The organism is Exiguobacterium sp. SL-10 (genome assembly GCF_004337025.1).
GTDB lineage: Bacteria > Bacillota > Bacilli > Exiguobacteriales > Exiguobacteriaceae > Exiguobacterium.
The window spans coordinates 1-22,773 of sequence record NZ_SJUP01000007.1; the positions used below are offsets into that span (position 1 = coordinate 1).

Below are 22,773 nucleotides of genomic sequence, written 5' to 3' on the forward strand. Positions count from 1 at the left end.
ATATCGTTCTACAACCACGATCGTTTCCAGAAACGACTAAACGGCTTGAGCCCTGTCGAATACAGGTCTCAAGCCGCCTAGGCTGGTTTTCATTATTTGTCCTGTCTACTTGACAGGGAGCACTTCAATTCGTCTGCAGTTTCAAGCTTACGCGTGAAGCGTGACATTCAGTTCTTCCGCGACCGCCTTGAAGGCAGAGAGCGCGCGTTCGAGGTCGTCACGGGTATGTTCCGCCGTCACGATCGTCCGGATCCGCGCTTTGCCTTTCTCGACCGTCGGGAAAGCGATGCTCTGTGCAAACACGCCATGGTCTTTCAATTTATCCGAGAATGTGTGCGCGAGCGTCTCTTCGCCGAGCATGATCGGCGTGATCGGCGTCGTCGCATGGCCGATGTCAAAGCCGAGGTCACGCAGACCCGTCTTGAAGAACTCGGTGTTCGCCCACAATTTATCGAACAATTCTTCCTCTTCCTTCATGACACGAATCGCCTCACGGTTCGCCGCGACAACCGCTGGCGGATGTGACGTCGAGAACAAGAACGGACGTCCTTTTTGAATCAAGAAGTCGCGAATGTCGTTCGAGCAGGCGACGTAGCCGCCGAGGACACCGATTGCTTTCGATAGCGTCCCGACTTGAAGCGCGACCCGTCCGTCGAGCCCGAAGTGGTTGACCGTGCCGCGACCGTTCTGCCCGAGCACGCCCGAGGCGTGCGCATCATCGACCATGACCGCCGCGTCATACTTCTCGGCGAGCTCGACGATTTCTGGGAGCGGCGCGATATTGCCGTCCATCGAGAAGACGCCGTCCGTGACGATCAGGCGCGTCCGGTAGTCTTGCGTCTCTTTCAACGCCGCCTCTAAATCGGCGAGGTCGACGTGCTTATAGATGCGGCGGGCCGCTTTCGTCAACCGGATGCCATCGATGATCGAGGCGTGGTTGAGTGCATCACTGATGACGACGTCTTTTGGGCCAAGGAGGGCCGACAAGACGCCGAGGTTTGTCGCGAAGCCCGATTGGAACACGAGGGCCGCTTCCGTATGTTTGAATTCGGCGAGCTCACGCTCGAACGCCTCATGCATCTCGAACGTCCCGGCGATCGTCCGGACCGAGCCCGTGCCGGCACCGAACTGTTCGACCGCTTCGATGGCCGCTTGTTTCAAGCGCGGATGGTTGGCGAGCCCGAGATAGTTGTTCGACGACAGCTGGACGAGTGACTTGCCGTCGATCGTGACCTCGTTCGCTTGCGCCGACTCGAGCGGTACGAGTGAGCGGAACGTGCCCGCTTGTTTCATTTCATTGATTGCTTCTGTAATATGTTCAAATGCCATATCGATTCCCCCTGTTATGGTATTAAGACGACCTTTCCACATTTCCCGGCCCGCATGAGCTCAAAACCTTGCTCGAACTCCTCGAGCTTGAACACGTGCGTGATAATCGGTTCAACGTTCAGCTGACCTGTCGCGAGTAACGTCGACACTTGGCCCCATGTCTCATACATCTTACGACCGGTGATGCCTTGGACGCGTACCCCTTTGAAGACGACGTCGCGCGTCAAGTCGATGGCGACTGGTTTGGCCGGGAGTGACAACACATTGACGTCCCCGCCAGCCGTGACCATCTTGAACGCCTGGTCGATGGCGACCGGATGCCCGCTCATCTCACAGACGACGTCGATGCCGTCCCCGTCCGTCTGATCCATAATCAACGCGAGCGGATTTTCGTCCATGCTATTGATGACGACGTCCGCCCCCATCTCCGCAGCGAGCTTCAACCGATACGGGTTGACGTCGATCGCATAGACACGACTCGCACCGGCCGCCTTGGCGACACCGACGGCCATGAGACCGATCGGTCCACAACCGACGATGGCGACTGACTTGGCCGACACGTCACTCGCGAGCACCGTATGGACGGCGTTACCGAGCGGTTCTTGAATCGAGGCGAGCTTCGATGGCATCGACTCAGGGTTGACCCACAAGTTCTCCTCCGGCATGACGACGTACTCGGCGAAACAGCCTTGCGTGTCGACGCCGATGATTTTTGTGTTCTTGCAGATATGATACTGTCCGCGTAGACACTGCTTGCACTGATGACAGACGATATGCGTCTCGGCCGATACCGTTTGTCCGACTTGGATGCGTTTCGTCCCTTCCCCGAGCGCCACGACTTCCCCCGCGAACTCGTGACCGAACACGTATGGCGGTTTGACCCGGCTCTTCGCCCAGTCGTCCCACTCATAAATGTGGACATCGGTCCCGCAAATCGATGTCGCCTTCACTTTGATTAACACTTGTCCAGCGCCTGGTGTTGGAATTGGCACTTCAACCAACTCCGCCCCGAATCCGGCCGTATGTTTTTGAATCGCTTTCATCACAGGTGTCGTTGCTTCCTTCTCTGTCATAGACACGAGCTGTTCCATTGAAAACGTCCCCCTCTTCATCTCTTGATCGAACTTCACGTTCTCTTTCATCTTGTCATAAAATGACGAACCTGAGAAGATAGAACGTCATATTTTCAGACAAAAAAGAGAAGCCATCCGCGCCGATGGCTTCTCTTACAAGAATAGGACCTATGTCCCGAGCGCAAGCTCATCGTGGTTCGATGATGAGCTTGATTGCCGTTCGTTCTTCTCCGTCAATCATAATATCAGTGAACGCCGGGATGCAAATCAAATCCAGCCCGCTCGGCGCGACGAAACCACGCGCAATTGCGACCGCCTTGATCGATTGATTGAGCGCACCGGCGCCGATTGCTTGAATCTCACACGTTCCTTTTTCACGAAGTACGCCAGCGAGTGCACCCGCCACGGAGTTAGGATTCGATTTTGCCGAAACTTTGAGTACGTCCATTCTTGTTTCCCCCTCGGGTAGGTTGTTCAATCAAACCATACGGTTTGATCATCTAGGTGTATGCGTTCGATTTTTGTGGCTCGTTTCGATTGGTCATCGATTGTGATTAAAACTCCATTTAATTGTTCCCGTCCCTCGGCAACTTCAAACCGGACCGGGAGTTGTGTCATGAATTTTCTCAAAACGACCTCGGCATCCATGCCGAGCACACCGTCAAGCGGACCCGTCATCCCGACGTCGGTGATGTAAGCCGTGCCGTTATTCAGAATTCGGTTGTCCGCCGTCTGGACGTGCGTATGGGTTCCGACGACAGCCTGGACGCGTCCGTCGAGATGATACCCCATCGCAATCTTCTCGCTCGTCGCCTCGGCGTGCATGTCGACAAAAATCGCGTCGACCTCGCCGCGAATGTCTTCGACGAGTGCATCGACCGTGCGGAACGGACAGTCGAGCGACGGCAGGAACACAGTCCCCATCGCATTGATGACCGCGAGCTTCTTGCCGCCTTGTTTCAACACCATCATCCCGACACCCGGCGTGCCGGCAGGGTAGTTGGCCGGGCGGACGATGCGGTCGGCATCATCGATCCAATCAAAGATGTCACGGTTATCCCAAGTATGATTCCCCATTGTCACGCCATGGAATCCAAGCTCAAGAAATTGTTGATAGATTTTTTTTGTGATACCGCGCCCGTTGGCTGCGTTTTCACCGTTGACGAGCATGAACGTCGGGCTGTATTTGCTCTTCAGCCGTCCGATTTGGGCGCTCAAGATGTCGCGACCTGGCTTCCCGACCACATCGCCGATAAATAAGATTTTCATAGTTTTGTCCTCCCACAATAGAAAAAGCGGAGAATGTCTCCGCTCTTGTTACTTCGCATAATCGACAGCACGCGTTTCGCGAATGACCGTCACTTTAATTTGGCCTGGATAATCAAGCTCATCTTCGATCCGTTTACAGATGTCACGGGCCATCTTGTTCGCCACGACGTCATCGACGACGTCTGGGCGGACGATAATCCGGACTTCACGTCCCGCTTGGATGGCATATGATTTCTCGACTCCTTCGAACGACTCACAAATCGCTTCGAGGCGCTCAAGGCGTCGAATATAGCTTTCGAGCGTCTCTTGACGGGCTCCCGGACGCGCTGCTGACAAGGCGTCAGCCGCTGCGACGAGAACCGCGATCGTCGACGTCGCTTCGACGTCCCCGTGGTGAGAGGCAATCGAGTTGATGACGACCGGATGCTCTTTGTACTTCGTGGCAAGCTCGACACCGATCTCGACGTGGCTACCTTCGACTTCATGGTCGATGGCTTTCCCGATATCGTGGAGGAGACCCGCTCGCTTGGCGAGCGTGACGTCTTCCCCGAGCTCGGCGGCCATCATGCCGGCGAGATGGGCCACTTCGACCGAATGGGCGAGCACGTTTTGACCGTAACTCGTCCGGTAGCGCATGCGACCGAGCGTCTTGACGAGGTCCGGATGGACACCGTGGATGCCGGCTGAGAATGTCGCTTCTTCCCCGTATTCACGGATGCGCTCATCGACTTCACGACGCGATTTTTCGACCATCTCTTCGATTCGGGCCGGATGAATCCGACCGTCTTGAACGAGTTTCTCGAGCGTCATCTTGGCGATTTCACGACGGACCGGGTCGAATCCAGATAGGATGACCGCTTCCGGCGTGTCATCGATGATCAAATCGATTCCAGTAAGTGTCTCGAGCGTGCGGATGTTACGTCCTTCACGTCCGATAATACGACCTTTCATCTCATCACTCGGTAAATTGACGACAGATACAGTCGTCTCGGCGACGTGTTCGGCCGCGTACCGTTGCATCGTGAGAGACAAGAGGTGTTTCGCTTTTTTATCAGCTTCTAATTTTGCTTTTTGCTCGATTTCTTTTTGAAGGAGAGCAGCATCGTGAAGCGCTTCCTGCTTCGCTTCGTCCATGATGATGGTCCGTGCTTCTTCTTTCGACAAGGCTGCCACACGTACAAGTTCTTGGCGCGCCTCCTCATATAATTCCTCCACTTTGCTTTCGAGCGTTTCCGCTTCACGCTTCCGTTTCGCGAGGGCAGCCTCACGTTCATCCAAAGCATCTTCTTTCCGTTCGAGCATGTCTGCTTTCCGGTCGAGAAGCTCTTCTTTTTGGACGAAACGATTTTCTTTCACTTTCTGCTCTTCACGTCGTTCGCGCAATTCTTGTTCGGTCTCATTGCGAAGTTGAATCATCTCTTCTTTTACTTCAAGCCGTGCTTCTTTTTGCATCGCTTCCGATTGTTGTCGCGCTTGCTCTACAATCTTGGTCGCTTCCGTCTCGGCACCTTGAATCTTCGCTTCGGCGATCGATTTACGCACAAAAAAACCTGCAACAAAAGCTATCGGCAAAAGGAGGATCAGAATAAGCTCTAATAGCCATTCCATCATGTTCACCTCCCTTTCGCAAGGTTATTTTATTTTTTCATGAATGTAAACGCGAGCGAGCCCGCGTATAGCTTCATTGTACTTATTTACCTGTTAGAATGCAATGCACGGACAGGATAGAACTACCAATTCACGAAAAAAATTATACTAAAAAAATCTCGCCTGAACCGTGTCAGGCGAGAAATGTTACTTACTCTTCGTCTAAAAGCGAGAGGACGTCATCATTGTCAGCTTCGACCGTGATTGTCTTTTCACCGTTGAGGCCGTAATGGTCGCGGATCCGTTCTTCGACCGAAGCGGCTACCGACGGGTTCTCTTTCATGTACTGCTTCGCGTTCTCGCGGCCTTGACCGAGACGTTCTTCGTTGTACGAGTACCACGCACCACTCTTTTGAACGATGTCGAGGTCGGCCCCGATGTCGATGAGCTCCCCTTCACGTGAGATCCCTTCGCCGTACATGATATCGACTTCCGCTGTCTTGAACGGTGGCGCAATCTTGTTTTTGACGACTTTGATTTTCGTCCGGTTTCCGACCATGTCTTGTCCTTGTTTGAGCGTTTCCGCACGACGGACTTCGAGACGAACCGAAGAATAGAACTTGAGGGCACGACCACCAGGAGTCGTTTCCGGGTTCCCGAACATGATTCCGATTTTCTCACGGATTTGGTTGATGAAGATAACGATTGTCTTCGACTTGTTCGTCGCACCAGACAATTTACGGAGCGCTTGGCTCATCAGGCGGGCTTGAAGACCGACGTGCGAGTCGCCCATCTCCCCTTCAATCTCGGCTTTCGGAACGAGTGCCGCAACCGAGTCGACGACGAGAATATCGACCGCACCAGAGCGGACGAGTGCTTCTGCGATCTCAAGGGCTTGTTCCCCTGTATCTGGTTGTGATAAGAGCAACTCATCGATATTGACGCCCAAGTTTTGTGCGTATTTCGGGTCGAGCGCGTGCTCGGCGTCGACGAAGGCAGCTTGACCGCCACGTTTTTGGACTTCAGCGATGGCGTGAAGCGCCACCGTCGTCTTACCTGACGATTCAGGTCCGTACACTTCGATGACACGACCACGTGGATATCCACCGGCACCGAGCGCGATGTCGAGGGCGATTGAGCCGGACGGGGTCACCGAAACTTGCTGATCTGTATTTTCACCGAGGCGCATGATTGAGCCTTTACCGAATTGTTTCTCAATTTGGCGTAATGCCATTTCTAACGCTTGTTTACGATCACTCATAGATTAATGAGCCTCCTTTGATTGATACTTTCATTATAAGCGAAGCGAAGACGATACACAAGTTTTTTGCGAACGTTTATTCGCCTTTTTTCATTTGTTGCAGGAGCGCCCATATGCCGTCTTTCGTAGCACGTGCTTGAATGACATGCCGCTCTTGATGTGGGTAATCGCGTTCGATCACGTCAATCCCCGCCGGCGATCGGATGCCGATGAACACTTTCCCGACCGGCTGACCCGAACTTGACGTCGGCCCGGCCTCGCCGGTAAACGCCAGCCCATAATCCGTTCCGGTCTGACGGGTCAGACCGAGGATCATTTCAAAGGCGACTTCTTTTGAGACGACCGAGTGTGACTCAATTGTATCAAGGGATACCCCTAAAAACCTATTTTTTAGCTCGTCAGAATAGGTGACGACACCGCCCTTGAACACCGAGGACGCCCCCGGCACGGCCGTCACCATCGCTTGGGCTTGACCACCGGTGAGCGACTCGGCAATCGACAACGTCGCCTTCTGCGCTTGCAGTTCGTGAATCAGACGTGCGGCGAGCGTATCGTCGTCCGATCCGAAGTAATAACGGCCAACTCGTGCCAAAATATCCTGTTTGACCCGATGGATCATCTGTCGTGCCACGGCCTCCGTATCAGCCCGGGCGCTGATGCGCAGTCGTGCCTCGCCCGACTCGGCGTACGGAGCGACCGTCGGGTTCGATCCGCTCATCAAATCGGAGACCGCCGCGTCGAGCGCCGACTCGCCGATTTCATAAAAGCGCAGTGATTCAGAGACGATGGTCATTCCACCGAATTTTTCAGGGAACGTAGCGTCGACGATCGCCTTCATTTCCCACGGGACACCCGGTAACAACAGCCATGTCGGTTCATCCTCGATCCACATCCCGGGCGCGAGACCGACCGGGTTATCGAGCACCTCCGCCCCGGTCAAGACATCGGCTTGCCGCGCGTCGCCTTCGTTTGGCTCACGTCCGCGCGAGGCGACGAACCGATGGATTGTCTCGAGCGAAGCCTCGTCACGGACGAGTGGACGCCCGAGCACGTCGGCTAGTGTCGTCTTCGTGATGTCATCCGCCGTCGGTCCGAGGCCCCCGGTGACGATAATGAATTCGCTACGTGACCGCGCTTGTTCGAGCGTCGCTCGCAACCGGTCCTCGTTATCTCCGACGACTACATGATACAGTACGGACAACCCATATTTCGACAGCTGTTCTGATAAATAACGGGCGTTCGTGTTCGTGATTTCCCCTAAGAGCAGTTCAGAGCCTACCGCAATGATTTCGGTGCGTTTCATCCAAATTCCTCCCCAATAAAAAACGAGCTGTTCGGCAAAGCTGAACAACTCGTCTATGCCGACGGTTACATCGACTTTACAATGATCTTATAGTTTTGTGCGAAATATTCGGCCCCTGAGTAAATCGTCAAGACGAGCGCGAGCCACATCGCCCATTCGCCGAACGGGATACCGATATAGCTGAAAATCGGGTTGCCGAATAACAAGAAGATGATGGCAAAGAGTTGGACCCATGTCTTCGCTTTGCCCGACTTCCCAGCCGCGACGACGATTCCTTCATCGGCCGCCACGAGACGAAGTCCCGTCACAGCGAATTCACGCGATAGGATGACAACGACGACCCACGCCGCGACGAGATCCATCTCGACGAGCAGGACGAGCGCTGCCGTGACAAGTAGTTTGTCAGCGAGCGGATCCATGAACTTCCCGAAGTTGGTGACCAAGTTGTGCTTACGGGCGAGATGTCCATCCAGCCAGTCAGTGATAGCGGCGATCGTGAATACGACGCCGGCGATGAATTGATGGAGCGGAACGTCCGCCCCGAGGAAAGCGATGTCTCCCCAATCAAAATCTACGGCAAGCAAGACGACGAACACGGGAATCAGTAACACCCGTAACATCGTCAAGCGGTTAGGTAGGTTCATCGAGAACTCCTCCTCTAGAAGGAGAGTCAACTTATTCTGCGTCGACTCTCTTTACAAATATATTTTGTGTGACCGGCGAGTCAGCAAGTTCCAGCTCGCGGCCATTGACAACAATTTTCTCGACCCCACCAATCAAACCGATGCGGATGCGGAGCGTATCCGTCTCTGCGTCCTCGATGACAATCGGATTCTGCTTCGATTGGTTCGGATATTCCGGCGCGAGGAACGGGCCCTCAAGGGAAGTATCTCGGACGCCGACATACGTTGCCGGTGACTCTTTTACATGAATCTCCGTCGTCAATTTATCAGCTGTTGCAATCTCATATGTGAGATCTGCTCCGCTCGTCGTCGCGACCGCGATCGGCCCCGTCTCTTCAGCTGTCTCTTCTTCAGCTGGTTCTTCCTCGACAGGCTCTTCTTCGACAGGCTCCTCTTTCGGGACGTCCTTGTTTTGATCAATCGTCACACCCGAGTTCGATGGCTCGGCCGGCGACGCGTTTTGATCCCCAAAATCAAGGTTCCGGACGACGTAATAGACGGCCGTCATCAAGAGGAAAGCGACGAGCACGAGCATGACTTTCGGTACCCAACGCGAGACACGGCTCGACGTTTCCGAGGCTTTCGAGTAGGTTTGTTTTCGCGACAATTGAACGGTCGGCTGCGGCTCGATTTTCGGCAAGTCTTTCGCATACGTCTCGTACAGTTCATCGACATCAAGCCCTAACGATTCTGCGTACGTTTTGATGAACGCCCGTGCATAGAACGAGCCAGGGAGATTTTTGTAATCACCTTCCTCGATCGCGATGATATAGCGTTTTTGAATCTTCGTCGTCTGCTGGATTTGGTCGAGCGTCAAACCGCTCGCCTCACGCCTTTGTTTCAAAAAAGTCCCTAGTTCTGTCACAGGGGTCCACACCTTCCATTCAAGTAGTTATTCAAACCATTCTGCCTCACGATGTGTCTCTTGAGGAATGATAATCTCCTCATCTTGTGAATTCCGCAGTTCGATGATGTAATCAAAGTCCTCGAACACACAGTCGGTGTTGCGAACGTAAAGATCAGGGTGCTCGATGACTTTGACAGACGGAAGTCGCATCACTTCACGAATCAATTGCCGATGGCGCTCATCCATCGTCCGCGTCGAGACGGCACCGTCGATGATATAGACATGGTCCCCTTCGCGTTCTTCTTCGAATAGTGACGTCCGCACCGTCTGTTTCATGAGCGTCGAGGATAAGAACAGCCAGCGCTTGTTCGCACAGACACTCGCCGCTACAATCGACTCGGTTTTTCCGACACGAGGGTTGCCGCGCACGCCAATCAGCAAGTGTCGTTCTTCTTTCATCAGTTCTGCGACAAAATCGACGAGGACACCCAAGTCCTCGCGCACGAAACGAAACGTCTTCTTGTCGTCGTTGTCATGCTCGATGTAGCGCCCGTGTCGAATCGCGATCCGGTCCCGAAGTTTCGGGCGTCGAAGCTTGATGACGACGATGGCTTCCATCTTACGTAAAATATGTTCCAGACGATGGACGTGATCGGCCGCCGGTGCCTTTAACAGCATGCCGCGGCGCTGAAGATCGACGCCGTTGATCGTCACGATTGAGATTTGAAGCATCCCCATCAGTGAGGCGATATCCCCCAGGATACCAGGCCGATTTTGGCAAAGTTCATATTCGAGATACCATTCTTCGAACTTATGATCCATCTCGTCCACCCTTTCTGATGTGTGCTCGCTACCTTGTTCATTCTAAATTATTTTAGAAGAATTGAAAAGAACTCGTTTCAGTCGAGGCAACAAAGTTTCAAACCCAACCGCCATCGATGCGAAGCGCGGTGCCAGTTATGTAAGAAGCAGCCGGGGAGCAGAGGAAACGAATCGTCTCTGCCACTTCCCCAGGGCCTCCCAACCGCCCGAGCGGAATCTCATCACGGACCGATTGTTTCGTCTCTTCTACCGTATCATTCATCGGAGTGTCAATCCACCCTGGCGTGACCGCGTTGATACGGACGTGAAACGGCCCGGCCTCACGAGCGAACGCCTTGACGAATCCGAGCTGAGCGGCCTTGACCGTCGAATAAAGGACTTCGCCGGCCGCACCGACCTCCCCCCAGACGCTCGAGACGACGACAATGTCGAGCGGGCGGTCATACGGTTTCTGCCCGACGACGTGCTGCACGAGCCGGACCATCGAGCGGATGTGAATCCGATAGAGACGGTCGAGTTCGAGGAGCGGCTGGTCGACGAGCAGACCATGGGCATGATTGCCGGCGACGTGGACGATGCGATCGACCGGTCCGAGTGTCTCGAGCCACGCTTCGAGTCGAACATCATCGTCGAGGTCACATGTGACGACGTCGGCCGTCAAGTTCTCACTCGCGATGAACGCACGAAGCGCCTCCGTCTGCGTATGCGCCTGCAAAATGAGCGTGTCGTCACGGAACGCCAACGCGACGGAACGGCCGATCGCCCCGCTCGCCCCGGTGATGAGCGTCGTCACGGTTTCTTGACGATGCAGACCGTCCGTTTATCGGATTGGAACAGACGGTCATATGCCGCATACAAATCGTCGAGTGAAATCGCATCGAGCAAATCAGGAATGTCGAACATGTTGCCACCGCTAAGCGCATAACGTGAGAACTGGTTGGCAATAAACTCTGGTGAGTTGAGTGCCTTTAAAAACTGCCCTTTCATCATACGCTTCTTGCGATCGAGCGTGTTGGCCTCGAGCTCGAGCGGACGATCGAGGGCGGACGTGATGCGTTTGACGAACGCATCGACATGCGGCGTCTCCATCGAGAGGACGGCGAAGGCAAACGTCTCTTCCGACGTGTAGTCAAACGAGAACGCGTCATCGATCAATCCTTCGGCGTACAGTTCCGCATAGAGTGGTGCTGTCGTGTCGAACAAGGCGTGCATGAGGAGCTCGACGACGAGTTCTTGCTTCATGCCGGCCTTACCGGCACTCGGTGTATCTTTATAGCCGATCATCACTTTCGGGACCGAGACGTCCATCTCGATGACCCGTTCCGACATATGGACCGCATCGGGTTCCTCGATTGCTTCACGCGCCGTCAACAGCGGCGCTTCAAACGACTTCGCTGCCTGATTCGCAGTAATCTCGGCTAGCACGACGTCCGGTTCAATATTGCCGACGACGAACAGCACCATGTTACTCGGATGATAGAACGCATGATGGCAACGATACAAATCATCGGCCGTGATGGCACTGATTGATTCGATTGTACCGGCGATATCGATTTTGACCGGATGCTCGGCGTACATCGCCTCAATCAAACCGAAGTAGAGACGCCAGCCCGGATTATCTTGATACATTTGAATCTCTTGTCCGATAATGCCTTTTTCTTTCTCGACCGATGCTTCCGTGAAGTACGGTGCTTGAACGAAATCGATTAACGTCTTCAAGTTCTCGCTGACGTTCGACGTCGCTCCAAACAAGTAAGCCGTCCGAGTGAACGACGTGAACGCGTTCGCCGACGCGCCGAGGCGTCCAAACTGTTGAAACACGTCGCCGTCTTCTTTCTCAAACATCTTATGCTCGAGGAAATGGGCAATCCCGTCTGGTACGTCGACCCAATCTTCTGTTTTAAAACGCCGGTCGATCGATCCGTATTTCGTCGTGAACGTGGCGTACGTCTTCTCGTATCCGGTTTTCTTCAATAAATAGACCGTCAATCCGTTTTCAAGGACGGTGTGATGGAGTGTTTCTCCTACGTTTGGAAAATCGAGTTTCATACGGTTCCCCCCTTTAAGCAGTAGACAGCCTGTAAGTCCAGGCGGTTGGCGAGCGCGGCCACGTCTTCCCGTGACGTCTGTTCGATAATCGCCATCTCTTCCTCAAGCGAGAACGGACGAATGTCCGAGCCGCTCATCCAGGCAATCAATTGACGCGGGTTATCTCCGAGTTGACGGCGTTGATGGTATAGCATCGCTTTCGTCTGTTCAAGTGTTTCATCCTCGAACGTACCAGCCTGGAGGTCAGCGAGCTGATCGGCGATAATCGCCTCGGTCTTCGCCTGGTTCGAGGCATCGATTCCGGCGTAGACGAATAGCATCCGGCTGAGCGAGCTGTACTGCGAGGCGGCATAATAGGCCAGGCTCTCTTTTTCGCGGACGTTCATAAACAATTTCGAGTGCGGGAAGCCACCAAACAGACCGTTGACGACTTGCATCCGGACAGCGTCCTCACTTCGCGGGTCGACGTCGACTTGATAGGCGAGGTGCAATTTGCTCTGATTGATGTCTTGATGTTCCTCGAGGCGTTGGAACTCACGGACGTGAGACTGAGGGTACTCACGCACGAGCCGTTCCCCGAGCCCTTCGAGCGGAGCGAACGCTTCCGTCACTTGCTCACGTGTCACATCGCCGACGACATAGACATCGACACGGTCGTGACGAATCATCGACTCGTATGCGTCAAAGAGCGTCTTTGGCGTCACATGCTTCAATTGATCAAGCGTGCCGAGCGATGGGATGGCGAGTTCGCCGCCGAGCAATTCTTGAAGCCGTTGCTGGGCGAAACGCATTTTGTCATCATATACCGATTCAATCCGTTGGCGTTGCAGACGTGCCTCCTGTTCGACGATGAGCGGTTGAAATGCCCCGTCATAGGCGTTCGGACGAAGCAGCACCTCTTCGAGCAGCTTGATCGCCTCAGCGAGTACCGATTCGCCGACGAGCGCATCGCTCACAACTTCAAGTTGAAACTGGATGACGTGCTCTTTGCCGACTTTCGATGCCCCTGCGTATAGGCTCGCGTCATACAGTTGTTCTAACGGTGTGTGAAACAGCTCAATTGACGGATAAGCTTCGGTCGCTTTCTCCATCACATACGGCAATAAGGCGCGGTCAGCAATCGTATCAGCCGATAGCGGGGCCGCGAATGAGACGAGACATGTCGTCGTCTTGAATTTTTGGGTCGGGTAGACCGAATAATGCAATCGTTGTTGGAATTGTTCGATTCCTTTCATAAGCTGATCTACTCCTTTTTCTTTTTCTTTTTCGTTTTGAATACATCCGCACCGCGGGCGTACTCTTGATCGGGCACCCCGGCCACGACGTTCGCGTAACGGGCCGCGGTGAATAAGTAGTCGCTCAATCGATTATAGTACGGGAGCTGACGGACGGCGGCGTCCACATTGACGAGTTCCCGTTCGACACGACGACAGACGGTCCTTGCCACGTGAAGGCTCGCCGCACTGACACTGCCGCCCGGCAAGATGAAGCGGACGAGCTCTGGACATTTCGGTTCAAGTTCGTCGATCCACGTCTCGAGCTCGGTGACGATGTTCAAATCGACTTGTTGCGGTGGCGTCTCGGTATACATGAGTTCAGACCCAAGGTCGAACAGATCATGTTGAATCTTCGTCAGCTGGGTCCGGAGCGTCTCATCCGTCTGATAGGCGAGCGCAAGACCGATTTGACTGTTCAACTCATCTAACAGCCCCATCGCTTGGATATGTGGGTGGATTTTCAGGACACGCCCGCCGATGAGCGACGTCTCGCCTTTGTCTCCGCCTCGAGTGTACAGTTTCATGTCATTTCCTCCTCTATGCCACAAATGGTGACCCACAGGAGTCACCATTGTCGTTATGCGTGCGGTTGTGTATACGGAAGGCGAATCGTGAACGTCGTTCCTTCCCCGAGCGCGCTCGAGACGTCGACCGTGCCGTGATGGGCGTCGATGACGTTCTTGACGATAGCGAGACCGATACCGGTACCCGTCTTGCCGCCGCTCGTCCGCGCTTTATCCGCTTTGTAGAACCGTTCGAACACGAACGGCAAATCTTCTTTCGGGATGCCGCTGCCCGTATCCGACAAACGGATCACGAAGCCGGCCTCCTCTTCACTCGCCTCAATCCGAATCGTTCCCGACTCGGTGTGGGCGATGGCGTTGCCAATCAAGTTCGTAAATACTTGCTCCAAACGATCACCGTCGGCCTCGATGGCGTGACGCGGAGCCTCTGTCGCGAGCGTGATGCCTTTCTCGTTCGCCATCTGGTTAAATTTGCGCATGACGCGCGGAAGAAATTCACCGAGGTCGAACGTCGTGAATTGCATCGTCTCTTTTCCTGATTCAATCCGTGCTAGGTCGAGCAAGTCGTTGACAAGACGGGCCAACCGGAGCGACTCATCGTAAATGATCGAAGCGAACTCTTTCGTCGCGTCGTCACTTTCGGTCATGCCGTCGATAATCGCCTCGGAATAACCTTGCAGCGTCACGAGCGGCGTCCGCAACTCATGGCTGACGTTGGCGACGAAATCGGTTCGCATCTTGTCAAGACGATGGCTCTCGGTCGTGTCACGGATGACGACGACCGCACCTTCGAAATCGTCTTCACCGAGAAGCGGTGTCACCGTCAACGTATAATAGTGATCGTCTTGCTTCACTTCGATCGTCTTCTCCGGAGCACCGGCGACGACGTCCTCATAAAGAGACAGGACGACTTCATGCGGCTGTTCGTTAATGAGAAGGGGCTGGGCTTGTGGGTTCGTCACGATGACGTTCGCATGGCGATCGAGCGTGATGACCCCATCGGCCATCGACCGCAAAATCGAGGCGAGTTGGAGCCGTTCCCGATCGAGCGCGTTCACGTACGTCGACAGTTGGCTGCTCATCGCGTTGAACGATCCGGCCAACTCCCCGATCTCATCGTTCGACTTCTGCACGAGTCGCAGGTCAAACTGACCTTCGCCCGTCTTGTTGACCGCGTCACGCATCTCACGGAGCGGTGCCGTGATCCGGGTCGATAGGAAGAAGGCAAACACGGTCGTGACGATGATGGCCGAGGCCACTGTCCAAAAGATGATCGTCCGAGCCCCTTCATTCGCGCTCGAGATCGCGTCGAGCGGTTCGATCAAGTAAAGCGTGTATTCGCCCGTCTCGAGTGAGAACGTCGTCCGGTATGCAAGTGCCGCCTGATCGTCGAATGACGAAAAGTTTCCAATCGCCGTCTCTCCGACCGCCTGATACGTTTCCCAATCTTGACGGCCGAGTTCGGTCATGAGCCCATCGACTTCCGTCCCGAAGTTCGAGCGGACCGTCCCGTTCTCTAATATATAGTTCGCACCGTACACTTCAATGATTTGGTCGACTGTCCGTGACGCGTCCCCTTCTTGAAGCAACACCGACTGGACCTGTCCGCCGAGCTTGGCCAAGTGACCACGCTCTTGGTCGATATGGAACGAGTTGAAAAACTCGAGCATCAATACAGAGACGATGAACAAGATGAGACTGACCAATACGAGGATCGTCAACCATAGTTTTGTGACGATGCTATTTCGGCGAATCATCACTCACTGACGACTTCGAACTTATAACCGACACCCCATACCGTCGTAATCATATGCGCGGCTTCTGGAGAGACCCGGTTCAACTTCTCCCGGAGTCGTTTCACGTGTGTGTCGACCGTTCGAAGGTCTCCAAAAAATTCGTAGTTCCATACTTCTTTCAACAACTGTTCCCGTGAGAACACTTTGTCGACTTGTTTGGCCAAGAAGAACAATAGTTCATACTCTTTCGGCGTGAGCGCGATCTCTTCTCCGTCGACCGTGACGCGGTGCGCGTCATTGTCGATTGTCAAATGTGGGAAGACAATCAAATCTTTTGATTTTTCGGCCGTCCGCAAATATTTCGTCGAGCCCGAACGGCGGAGGAGCGCTTTGACGCGCAAGACGACCTCACGCGGACTGAACGGTTTGACGATATAATCGTCCGCTCCGACCTCGAATCCTTGGACACGATCGACTTCTTCACCTTTTGCCGTCAACATGATGACAGGCGTTGCCTTTGATTTTCGAAGTTCGGTACATACGGCAACCCCGTCCATTTTCGGCATCATCAAATCAAGAAGGATGACATCAAAGTCGTGCTCGAGGGCAAGTTGAAGCGCCTCTTCCCCGTTCGTCGCTTCGACAATCACATACTGTTCCCGCTCCAAATACATTTTTAATAGGCGGCGAATTCTTTCCTCGTCGTCGACCACTAAAATTTTTGTTTTATTAGCCATCCACTAAACCTCCTAATCGAACCATTACAAAATGTAGCGAATGTTGCACAATTGTGAACATTCCGCTCTCTTTCATAACTATACCACTCTATTATTTGGCTTCACAACGGTCAGTTGACAGCGGCATGAAAAAAGAAGCCACCGAAGTGACTTCTTTGTTTACGCATACGAATGCAAACCGGCGATGACGAGGTTGACGAACACCAAGTTGAACATGATGACGGCAAAGCCGCCGACACATAACCAAGCGGCTTTCGTCCCCGTCCAACCGCGCTGGATGCGCATATGCAAGTAGTAGATATAGATGAGCATTGTGATGAGCGCCCACACTTCTTTCGGGTCCCAGCCCCAGAAACGGTTCCAAGCGATTTGTGCCCAAATCATCGCGAAGATGAGACCTCCGAGAATAAACACTGGCAAGCCGATCGCGATTGAACGGTAGCTGATTTCGTCGGCTAGATCAAGATCGACTTTTTTCGCGAGCGGTTGAAGCGCCTCGGCGACCCGTTTCCGTAAGATGACGAAACGGAGCAAGACATAAATCACGACGCCGGCGATGACCGACCAAACGAGCGTGTTCAATTTCAACGTATTGATGAACGTCGGCAACTCGAGCGATAACCCGCTCGCACCAGAGAGAAGCTGTGCCCCTTCCGGCACGAACAACATCGGCATGAAGTATTCATACGACTCTTGTGTTCCGCGGTCGTTCGTGAACTCGACGACACCACCGGCACCGATCGCCTTGAAGAGCATCGAGACGAGAATGAAACCGAGCGTACACATAAGGACGAACATCGTGACTTCAAGCCACGTCCGCGACTTCGATTGTTCCCGCATCGACGTCTCATTCAACAAGAAGATGAGACCCGATGCGAAGCTGATCGCCAGAATGCCTTGCCCGAGCGCTGCGGTCGTGACGTGAATCTTCAACCAGACGCTGTTCAAGGCCGGGATGAGCGGCGCCACTTCGCTCGAGAACATCGAGGCGAAGGCGATGACGAGAAGCGCCACCGGCATGGCGAACAACCCGAGCACATCATTTTTATAAATCCCGTACACGACGAGGAAGCCAAGCACCATCATCATGCCAAAGAACGTCGTGTATTCGTACAGGTTCGATACCGGCGCATAGCCGACCCCGACCCAACGTAAAATAAAATATCCCGTTTGGGCGACAAAACCGATGACCGCCAAAATGAACGCATACTTGCCGTAGGCGACGCGGTTGACGTTGCGGTCTTTGCGCATCCCGCTGACCGCAATCGTGAACAACACGGTTGCGACAGCGTACAGGATGAACGCGATGAAGAGCAAACGACTGCTCCATTGAATCCACTCCATTATGATTCCCCTCTTTCATTGGTTGAGTTGTCGTCTGTCTTTTTTTCAAACCGTGCCTGATCTTCCCAGATCGGCAGGCCATGTTTCTCTAAGAGCGGTGTGATTTCGCGGTTAAGCGAAGATGGGTTCTTGTTCGTGAAACCGGCAACGAGCACGTCCGTCTCGCCGTGACGACGAATCCAGATGCGACGATGCGGCCAATACATGCCCATCACAATCCCGACCATAAAGATGATTCCACCGACGATCAGCACCGGATACGTCGAGTCACTCTTGACGCGCAGACCGCTCGTACTCGCCATTTCCGTCCCGGCGAATTGAATCACGTAGCGGTTATCCTCGTCGGCGACGTTCAATCGAATGCCAATCAAGTTCGATTCAGTCGTACCGTCCGGTGTGTCGATTGCCATAAAGAAGGCAGGGTTGAGCGCCCGTGGCGATTTCGTGTTCGGCTGACCGTCCTTGACCTCAAAGTCCGGATACAAGTCGTTCAGTTTGACTGTGACGCCACCAAGATCATACGTCGTCTCCGGATTCGTCAAATCGACCGTAAACGGTCCATACACATCACCTGTCTCTTTATCGGCGACGTTGAATGACATCGACAAGAACTCCGGTCGACTCGAATACTGTTCTTGATATACCTCATATTTTTCAAATTTGAACGGGTGATTTACTTTCGTCGAACCGGTATCGACTTCCTCGAGTTGCGGCGATCCGTCCTCGTTCGTCCCGGTCTTCTTGAACAGTGTCAATTCTGTCTCATAGTTTTTCGGGACTGCGCCCGCTTTCTCGATCGCCTCGGCAAACTTCGCATCTTCGGCGTTGTTTTCCGGATCATACATCTCTAAGATGAATTGGTCATTACGTAAATAATATTCGTCATCCGTCGCCTCAAGCGGAACCGTATCGCCTTCACGCACCCATTCGAGCGTATCCGTATGGAATGCCGGGAAGACGCGAAGCATCGCCCCGATGAAGAAGATGACGAGCCCGATATGGTTGACGTATGGGCCCCAACGACCGAAGCGGTATTTCTCGGCGAGCAAGGCATCCCCGTCACGCTTCACTTGATAGCGCTTCGCTTTTAAAGCGTCGCCGAACGCATCAATTTGTTCTTCCGAGCCTTTACCTTCTCCAATCAGGCGTTGGCCGCGCATGAAGCGATCGGTACGTCGGACCGGCTGGTATTTTAATGCTTTATACAACGGGAAAAACCGATCGATCGATACGACGATGAGCGATAACGTCAGCATGACGATCAACGTGATATACCACCACGATGTATAGAGGTTATGAAAGCCTAACGTGTAATAAATCGTCCCCGGTGTCCCATACTCGTCCGTGTAATACTGGCTTGCCGGCAATTGTTGCGGAATATACATCTCTTGCGGGAAAATCGTTCCGACTGCCGACCCGACGATGATGAGTCCGATGAGCCAAAGACCGACCTTGACTGATGCAAAAAAGCTCCACACCCGGTCAATCCATGACCGTGGACGACGCTTCGATCGTAAATCGGCGCCGTCGTATTTCATATCTAGCATATGTGCGCCCCCCGTTCGCTTACAATGACTTCTCGGCCAACTCCATCAGTTTCTCTTTCGTGAGTTCACCTTCATACTTTTCAATCACTTTTCCGTCGGCATCGATGACGAACGTGACCGGCAAGTTATAAATCCCGTACGCCTTCTCGACTTCGCTGCGCGTGTCCATCAAAATCGGATAATCGAGCTTGACGCCAAGGTCATTCACGAAGTTATCGACTCGAAGCGGCGTTTCACCGACGTTGACCGCCCAAAAATCGACACCCATTTCTTGAAGGGCCGCATAGTTGTCCTGGACGACCGGCATCTCTTTCTCACACGGTTCACAGAACGTGCCCCAGAAGTTGAGAAGAAGCCCTTCTCCTTCATACGTGTCACGCTCGACCATCGTCGTCCCGTCTAAACTGACGAGCTTGAAGTTCGGCGCATCGTCGCCGGCCTCAACCCGTCCGTCGTTGCCGGCCTGTTCAAACAATTGCATGATGACGACCGCTCCTGCGAACAGGACCATCGTCATGATCATGAGTCGCCAAAATGACCGTTTTTTCTTATGGGCCATCGCCTGATTCATGCGATCACCCGACTTTGTTTCTTTCGTCATGAGTTCACACCATCCTTCAGTTGTTATTGTACTGAAAAAACACCAAAAACGCACATTAACAGACTTTTTTCATCTTTTTGTCACACAATCTCCACAAACTAAAAAATCATCCTATCTCAGGACGATTTTTTAGTTGTTATTTTTTCTTTTTCTTGCCTCGTTGTACAGGTGGTACGGTCGGGTTGGCAAGTTCACGCAACTTGGATACTTCTTTGCGTGACAGTTCACGCCATTCGCCCGTCGTGAGACCGTCGAGCGTCAAGAAACCGAACTGTTCGCGCTTCAATTTGATGACTTCCGAACCGACCGCTTCGAGCATGCGGCGGATTTGACGGTTATGACCTTCAGAGATGACGATTTCTAGAATGGCCGAGTTTTTCTTATGGTCGACCGTCTTCATCTTCACTTGGGCACTACCCGTCTTATATCCGTCATCGAGCTCGACGCCCGACTCGAGTTGTTTAATCGCGATGTACGAAGGAATGTTCTTCACTTTCGCGACATAGCGTTTCGGGATTTTGAACTTCGGATGGGTCATCATGTTCGAGAACTCTCCATCGTTCGTCAAGATGATGAGTCCCGTCGTGTTATAGTCGAGACGTCCGACCGGGAAGACACGTGATCCAGGAGGGACGAGGTCAGTGATGACTTTCCGTCCTTTATCGTCTTCGACCGTCGAGACATAACCGCTCGGTTTATAAAGCACATAATAGACGTGCTCTTCTTGTTCAATTTTTACACCGTCGACTTCGACTTCAGACTTTGGTCCGACTTTCGTCCCGAGTTCGCGAACGACTTTCCCGTTGACGCGTACTCGACCGTCTAAAATCATTTCTTCAGCTTTACGCCGTGAGGCGACACCTGCTTGGGCAATCACTTTTTGTAAACGTTCCATTTATTCATTCTCCAATCTATCTTGCGTAATCGCAGACGGCTGGCCGAAGAACAGATCGCCTTCGTCCGATAGCTCGTCTTCAAACGTTAATGGGGGCAATTCATCGAGTGAATTGAATCCAAAATGGTCTAGGAAATGCTCGGTCGTCCGGTACAACTTGGCCCGGCCAATCGTCTTGGCTCGGCCGGCTGACTCAATCAACCCTTTTGATAACAGCGTATGGATGACGCGTTCGACTTTGACGCCCCGAACCTCCTCGATATCGGCTCGGGTGACCGGTTGCTTATAGGCGATGATGACAAGCGTCTCCATCGCGGCTCGTGACAACGCTTGTTCGGCCATCGTCCCGACGTAGCGTTGGATGTACTCCGATACCTCAGGAATCGTCACGAGCTTATACACGCCCGCCGATTCAATCAATTGGAACGGACGACCGGAGTCTTTGAACGATACTTCTAGCTTGCTCAACTGTTCGCGAGCGGCGGCTTCAGAAATGTCGAGCGTGTTCGCGAGGGCCCGCACTTCCATCCCTTCTTCGCCGACGACGAACAATAGACTCTCAATAATCGTTTCATAAGACAACAACGGCTTCATTCCTTTCCTTTGACGATTCGACGAACGAGATTTGAATGTCCCGTTCTTCTTGTTTAGTCGTGACGACGCGCAACTTAATCAGCTCGAGCAGTGCCATGAACGTCACGACGAGGTCCGACACGTCCGGGCGCTCCTCAAAAAATGAGAAGAACGAGGTCGTCCCTTCCGCTGAAACGTGTTCGTGCAACCGCGTCATCTGCTCTTCTAGCGTCCGCTCTTCGCGTTTGATCGTCTTTTTGCGGCGTTCTTTCCACCGCTTGCGTTCGACCATCTTCGAATAGGCGTGCAACAAGTCCGCGAAATTGAGCGGTCCGTCATACGGTTGGACGAGATCGGACATATACCGGGTCAAATCCTCACCAGGACGGCTATATAGCTCGAGTCGAGACTCTTCTTGCTCGCGCATGAACACGACAGCCTCTTTATATGCCTTATATTCAATCAACTGCCGAATCAACCCTTCCCGGGTCGGTTCTTCCCCAAAGTCGGGAATGTCATCCTCTTCGACCGGAACCGGTGGCAACAGCTGCTTGCTCTTCAATTGGAGCAACGTCGCCGCCATGACCAAATATTCACTGGCCACATCGAGCTCAAATTTTTGCATCGTCCGGATAAAGGCGACATACTGGTCCGTGACCTCGGAGACAGAGATGTCCGCAATGTCGAGCTCCATCTTACCGATTAAGTGGAGCAACAAGTCGAGCGGGCCTTCGAACGTATCGATTTTGACGTTGTACGCTTCCATAGAGACACCTGCCATTTACATTTTTGCGCTTTAGTATAACATGTTTTGTAGTACCGTGACCACGAAAGGAGATATTTGATGTCGACGCCTTTTATCCAGTATACGTTATTGTTTGAATGCCATGCCGATTATTTTGAATGCCATGAAGTGCTAGAGGAAGCATGGCAAGACGGGGGCCGAAGCAATTTGGGCTACGCCGTCTTGATTCAATATGCCGTCGCCCACTATCATGCCCGCCGTGGCAATACGTCCGGGGCGAAAAAAAGCATCATGGCGTTGCGACAAAAGCTCAGTCTGGCTGTGACCGACCTTGAAACAGTCGGAATCGATGTCGGAGCGTTCGCTCGTGACTTGGAACGTTGGCCGCTCCCGGAGGTGCTTCCGCTCGATGACACGACACGACAACGCATCGAGCGCTTGAAACCGACCTTCGAACCGACTACGCTCACGTTTGACGAGCTCGTCCATAAACATATGTATCGAGACCGAACACCGGTCGTCACCGAGCGGCTCCAGGCGCTCGAGGCACGCAAAAAAGCTAGGCGCTGAG

General features: G+C 53.3%; 24 protein-coding genes. 2 read left to right on the plus strand and 22 right to left on the minus strand.

Annotated features, from left to right (window positions below):
• The coding region (locus EVJ33_RS15745) for an IS3 family transposase (protein WP_131436690.1) at positions 1 to 81 on the plus strand (81 nt) is incomplete at its 5' end.
• A gap of 66 nt (positions 82 to 147) precedes the next feature.
• Here EVJ33_RS15745 and EVJ33_RS09135 read toward each other — a convergent pair.
• The 22 genes from EVJ33_RS09135 to EVJ33_RS09240 all read right to left on the minus strand — a co-directional run bounded on the left by EVJ33_RS09135 (position 148) and on the right by EVJ33_RS09240 (position 22,223).
• A complete protein-coding gene (locus tag EVJ33_RS09135) occupies positions 148 to 1,329 on the minus strand; it encodes a glycine C-acetyltransferase (protein WP_131436443.1) in 1,182 nt (393 codons plus the stop codon).
• Positions 1,330 to 1,343: 14 nt separating this feature from the next.
• Positions 1,344 to 2,420 carry an L-threonine 3-dehydrogenase gene (gene tdh / locus EVJ33_RS09140; protein ID WP_131436445.1) on the minus strand — a complete coding sequence of 359 codons (1,077 nt, stop codon included), beginning with the start codon at positions 2,418 to 2,420 and terminating at the stop codon, positions 1,344 to 1,346.
• Between the two features lie 169 nt (positions 2,421 to 2,589).
• Complete coding sequence (locus EVJ33_RS09145) at positions 2,590 to 2,850, minus strand: stage V sporulation protein S (RefSeq protein WP_012726477.1); 261 nt, start codon at positions 2,848 to 2,850, stop codon at positions 2,590 to 2,592.
• Between the two features lie 26 nt (positions 2,851 to 2,876).
• A complete protein-coding gene (locus tag EVJ33_RS09150; protein ID WP_131436447.1) occupies positions 2,877 to 3,671 on the minus strand; it encodes a TIGR00282 family metallophosphoesterase in 795 nt (264 codons plus the stop codon).
• A gap of 48 nt (positions 3,672 to 3,719) precedes the next feature.
• A complete protein-coding gene (gene rny, locus EVJ33_RS09155) occupies positions 3,720 to 5,282 on the minus strand; it encodes a ribonuclease Y (protein ID WP_029595337.1) in 1,563 nt (520 codons plus the stop codon).
• A gap of 187 nt (positions 5,283 to 5,469) precedes the next feature.
• Entirely contained in the window at positions 5,470 to 6,519 is a 1,050-nt protein-coding gene (recA, locus tag EVJ33_RS09160) for a recombinase RecA (protein WP_131436449.1), read from the minus strand.
• Positions 6,520 to 6,595: 76 nt separating this feature from the next.
• Positions 6,596 to 7,822, minus strand: coding sequence for a competence/damage-inducible protein A (locus EVJ33_RS09165; protein ID WP_131436451.1), 1,227 nt, complete (start codon positions 7,820 to 7,822; stop codon positions 6,596 to 6,598).
• Positions 7,823 to 7,887: 65 nt separating this feature from the next.
• Positions 7,888 to 8,466 (minus strand): CDP-diacylglycerol--glycerol-3-phosphate 3-phosphatidyltransferase, encoded by a 579-nt coding sequence (gene pgsA / locus EVJ33_RS09170; RefSeq protein ID WP_131436453.1) that lies wholly within the window; start codon positions 8,464 to 8,466, stop codon positions 7,888 to 7,890.
• 31 nt (positions 8,467 to 8,497) lie between these two features.
• Positions 8,498 to 9,370 carry a helix-turn-helix domain-containing protein gene (locus EVJ33_RS09175; RefSeq protein ID WP_131436455.1) on the minus strand — a complete coding sequence of 291 codons (873 nt, stop codon included), beginning with the start codon at positions 9,368 to 9,370 and terminating at the stop codon, positions 8,498 to 8,500.
• A gap of 27 nt (positions 9,371 to 9,397) precedes the next feature.
• Positions 9,398 to 10,174 (minus strand): YmfK family protein, encoded by a 777-nt coding sequence (locus EVJ33_RS09180; RefSeq protein WP_034777827.1) that lies wholly within the window; start codon positions 10,172 to 10,174, stop codon positions 9,398 to 9,400.
• A gap of 97 nt (positions 10,175 to 10,271) precedes the next feature.
• Positions 10,272 to 10,967 (minus strand): elongation factor P 5-aminopentanone reductase, encoded by a 696-nt coding sequence (gene ymfI, locus EVJ33_RS09185; protein WP_131436457.1) that lies wholly within the window; start codon positions 10,965 to 10,967, stop codon positions 10,272 to 10,274.
• Positions 10,964 to 12,223, minus strand: a complete 1,260-nt coding sequence (gene yfmH / locus EVJ33_RS09190) for an EF-P 5-aminopentanol modification-associated protein YfmH (RefSeq protein ID WP_131436459.1) — start codon at positions 12,221 to 12,223, stop codon at positions 10,964 to 10,966. Before yfmH ends, ymfI begins: the two co-directional genes overlap by 4 nt.
• Positions 12,220 to 13,458: an EF-P 5-aminopentanol modification-associated protein YfmF gene (yfmF, locus tag EVJ33_RS09195; RefSeq protein WP_131436461.1), complete on the minus strand. Its 1,239-nt coding sequence runs from the start codon at positions 13,456 to 13,458 to the stop codon at positions 12,220 to 12,222. Before yfmF ends, yfmH begins: the two co-directional genes overlap by 4 nt.
• A gap of 8 nt (positions 13,459 to 13,466) precedes the next feature.
• On the minus strand, positions 13,467 to 14,024 hold the full coding sequence (locus EVJ33_RS09200) for a cob(I)yrinic acid a,c-diamide adenosyltransferase (RefSeq protein ID WP_131436463.1): 558 nt from the start codon (positions 14,022 to 14,024) through the stop codon (positions 13,467 to 13,469).
• A 53-nt stretch (positions 14,025 to 14,077) separates the two neighbouring features.
• Complete coding sequence (locus EVJ33_RS09205) at positions 14,078 to 15,781, minus strand: sensor histidine kinase (protein ID WP_131436465.1); 1,704 nt, start codon at positions 15,779 to 15,781, stop codon at positions 14,078 to 14,080.
• Positions 15,781 to 16,497: a response regulator transcription factor gene (locus EVJ33_RS09210; RefSeq protein WP_131436467.1), complete on the minus strand. Its 717-nt coding sequence runs from the start codon at positions 16,495 to 16,497 to the stop codon at positions 15,781 to 15,783. The genes EVJ33_RS09205 and EVJ33_RS09210 overlap by 1 nt, the downstream gene beginning before the upstream one ends.
• A 159-nt stretch (positions 16,498 to 16,656) precedes the next feature.
• Positions 16,657 to 17,841: a c-type cytochrome biogenesis protein CcsB gene (ccsB, locus tag EVJ33_RS09215; RefSeq protein WP_131436469.1), complete on the minus strand. Its 1,185-nt coding sequence runs from the start codon at positions 17,839 to 17,841 to the stop codon at positions 16,657 to 16,659.
• Entirely contained in the window at positions 17,841 to 19,388 is a 1,548-nt protein-coding gene (gene resB, locus EVJ33_RS09220; protein WP_236634585.1) for a cytochrome c biogenesis protein ResB, read from the minus strand. Before resB ends, ccsB begins: the two co-directional genes overlap by 1 nt.
• 19 nt (positions 19,389 to 19,407) lie before the next feature.
• On the minus strand, positions 19,408 to 19,989 hold the full coding sequence (locus EVJ33_RS09225) for a redoxin domain-containing protein (RefSeq protein ID WP_131436471.1): 582 nt from the start codon (positions 19,987 to 19,989) through the stop codon (positions 19,408 to 19,410).
• 136 nt (positions 19,990 to 20,125) lie between these two features.
• Positions 20,126 to 20,884 carry a pseudouridine synthase gene (locus EVJ33_RS09230; protein WP_029595326.1) on the minus strand — a complete coding sequence of 253 codons (759 nt, stop codon included), beginning with the start codon at positions 20,882 to 20,884 and terminating at the stop codon, positions 20,126 to 20,128.
• On the minus strand, positions 20,885 to 21,478 hold the full coding sequence (gene scpB / locus EVJ33_RS09235; RefSeq protein ID WP_201739690.1) for an SMC-Scp complex subunit ScpB: 594 nt from the start codon (positions 21,476 to 21,478) through the stop codon (positions 20,885 to 20,887).
• The gene (locus tag EVJ33_RS09240; protein WP_131436473.1) at positions 21,456 to 22,223 is read right to left on the minus strand and encodes a segregation and condensation protein A; all 768 of its coding nucleotides are present in this window, start codon (positions 22,221 to 22,223) and stop codon (positions 21,456 to 21,458) included. The genes scpB and EVJ33_RS09240 overlap by 23 nt, the downstream gene beginning before the upstream one ends.
• Positions 22,224 to 22,301: 78 nt before the next feature.
• Here EVJ33_RS09240 and EVJ33_RS09245 point away from each other — a divergent pair, with 78 nt between their 5' ends.
• Positions 22,302 to 22,772 (plus strand): DUF309 domain-containing protein, encoded by a 471-nt coding sequence (locus EVJ33_RS09245; RefSeq protein WP_131436475.1) that lies wholly within the window; start codon positions 22,302 to 22,304, stop codon positions 22,770 to 22,772.
• Position 22,773: the final 1 nt, after the last annotated feature.

What these genes read in the sequence shown, in the direction of transcription:
- EVJ33_RS09135 (WP_131436443.1), bottom strand. Translation starts at nt 1,329, where the DNA reads ATGGCATTTGAACATATTACAGAAGCAATCAATGAAATGAAACAAGCG.
- tdh (WP_131436445.1), bottom strand. Translation starts at nt 2,420, where the DNA reads ATGGAACAGCTCGTGTCTATGACAGAGAAGGAAGCAACGACACCTGTG.
- EVJ33_RS09145 (WP_012726477.1), bottom strand. Translation starts at nt 2,850, where the DNA reads ATGGACGTACTCAAAGTTTCGGCAAAATCGAATCCTAACTCCGTGGCG.
- EVJ33_RS09150 (WP_131436447.1), bottom strand. Translation starts at nt 3,671, where the DNA reads ATGAAAATCTTATTTATCGGCGATGTGGTCGGGAAGCCAGGTCGCGAC.
- rny (WP_029595337.1), bottom strand. Translation starts at nt 5,282, where the DNA reads ATGATGGAATGGCTATTAGAGCTTATTCTGATCCTCCTTTTGCCGATA.
- recA (WP_131436449.1), bottom strand. Translation starts at nt 6,519, where the DNA reads ATGAGTGATCGTAAACAAGCGTTAGAAATGGCATTACGCCAAATTGAG.
- EVJ33_RS09165 (WP_131436451.1), bottom strand. Translation starts at nt 7,822, where the DNA reads ATGAAACGCACCGAAATCATTGCGGTAGGCTCTGAACTGCTCTTAGGG.
- pgsA (WP_131436453.1), bottom strand. Translation starts at nt 8,466, where the DNA reads ATGAACCTACCTAACCGCTTGACGATGTTACGGGTGTTACTGATTCCC.
- EVJ33_RS09180 (WP_034777827.1), bottom strand. Translation starts at nt 10,174, where the DNA reads ATGGATCATAAGTTCGAAGAATGGTATCTCGAATATGAACTTTGCCAA.
- yfmH (WP_131436459.1), bottom strand. Translation starts at nt 12,223, where the DNA reads ATGAAACTCGATTTTCCAAACGTAGGAGAAACACTCCATCACACCGTC.
- yfmF (WP_131436461.1), bottom strand. Translation starts at nt 13,458, where the DNA reads ATGAAAGGAATCGAACAATTCCAACAACGATTGCATTATTCGGTCTAC.
- EVJ33_RS09200 (WP_131436463.1), bottom strand. Translation starts at nt 14,024, where the DNA reads ATGAAACTGTACACTCGAGGCGGAGACAAAGGCGAGACGTCGCTCATC.
- EVJ33_RS09205 (WP_131436465.1), bottom strand. Translation starts at nt 15,781, where the DNA reads ATGATTCGCCGAAATAGCATCGTCACAAAACTATGGTTGACGATCCTC.
- EVJ33_RS09210 (WP_131436467.1), bottom strand. Translation starts at nt 16,497, where the DNA reads ATGGCTAATAAAACAAAAATTTTAGTGGTCGACGACGAGGAAAGAATT.
- ccsB (WP_131436469.1), bottom strand. Translation starts at nt 17,841, where the DNA reads ATGGAGTGGATTCAATGGAGCAGTCGTTTGCTCTTCATCGCGTTCATC.
- resB (WP_236634585.1), bottom strand. Translation starts at nt 19,388, where the DNA reads ATGCTAGATATGAAATACGACGGCGCCGATTTACGATCGAAGCGTCGT.
- EVJ33_RS09225 (WP_131436471.1), bottom strand. Translation starts at nt 19,989, where the DNA reads ATGACGAAAGAAACAAAGTCGGGTGATCGCATGAATCAGGCGATGGCC.
- EVJ33_RS09230 (WP_029595326.1), bottom strand. Translation starts at nt 20,884, where the DNA reads ATGGAACGTTTACAAAAAGTGATTGCCCAAGCAGGTGTCGCCTCACGG.
- scpB (WP_201739690.1), bottom strand. Translation starts at nt 21,478, where the DNA reads ATGAAGCCGTTGTTGTCTTATGAAACGATTATTGAGAGTCTATTGTTC.
- EVJ33_RS09240 (WP_131436473.1), bottom strand. Translation starts at nt 22,223, where the DNA reads ATGGAAGCGTACAACGTCAAAATCGATACGTTCGAAGGCCCGCTCGAC.
- EVJ33_RS09245 (WP_131436475.1), top strand. Translation starts at nt 22,302, where the DNA reads ATGTCGACGCCTTTTATCCAGTATACGTTATTGTTTGAATGCCATGCC.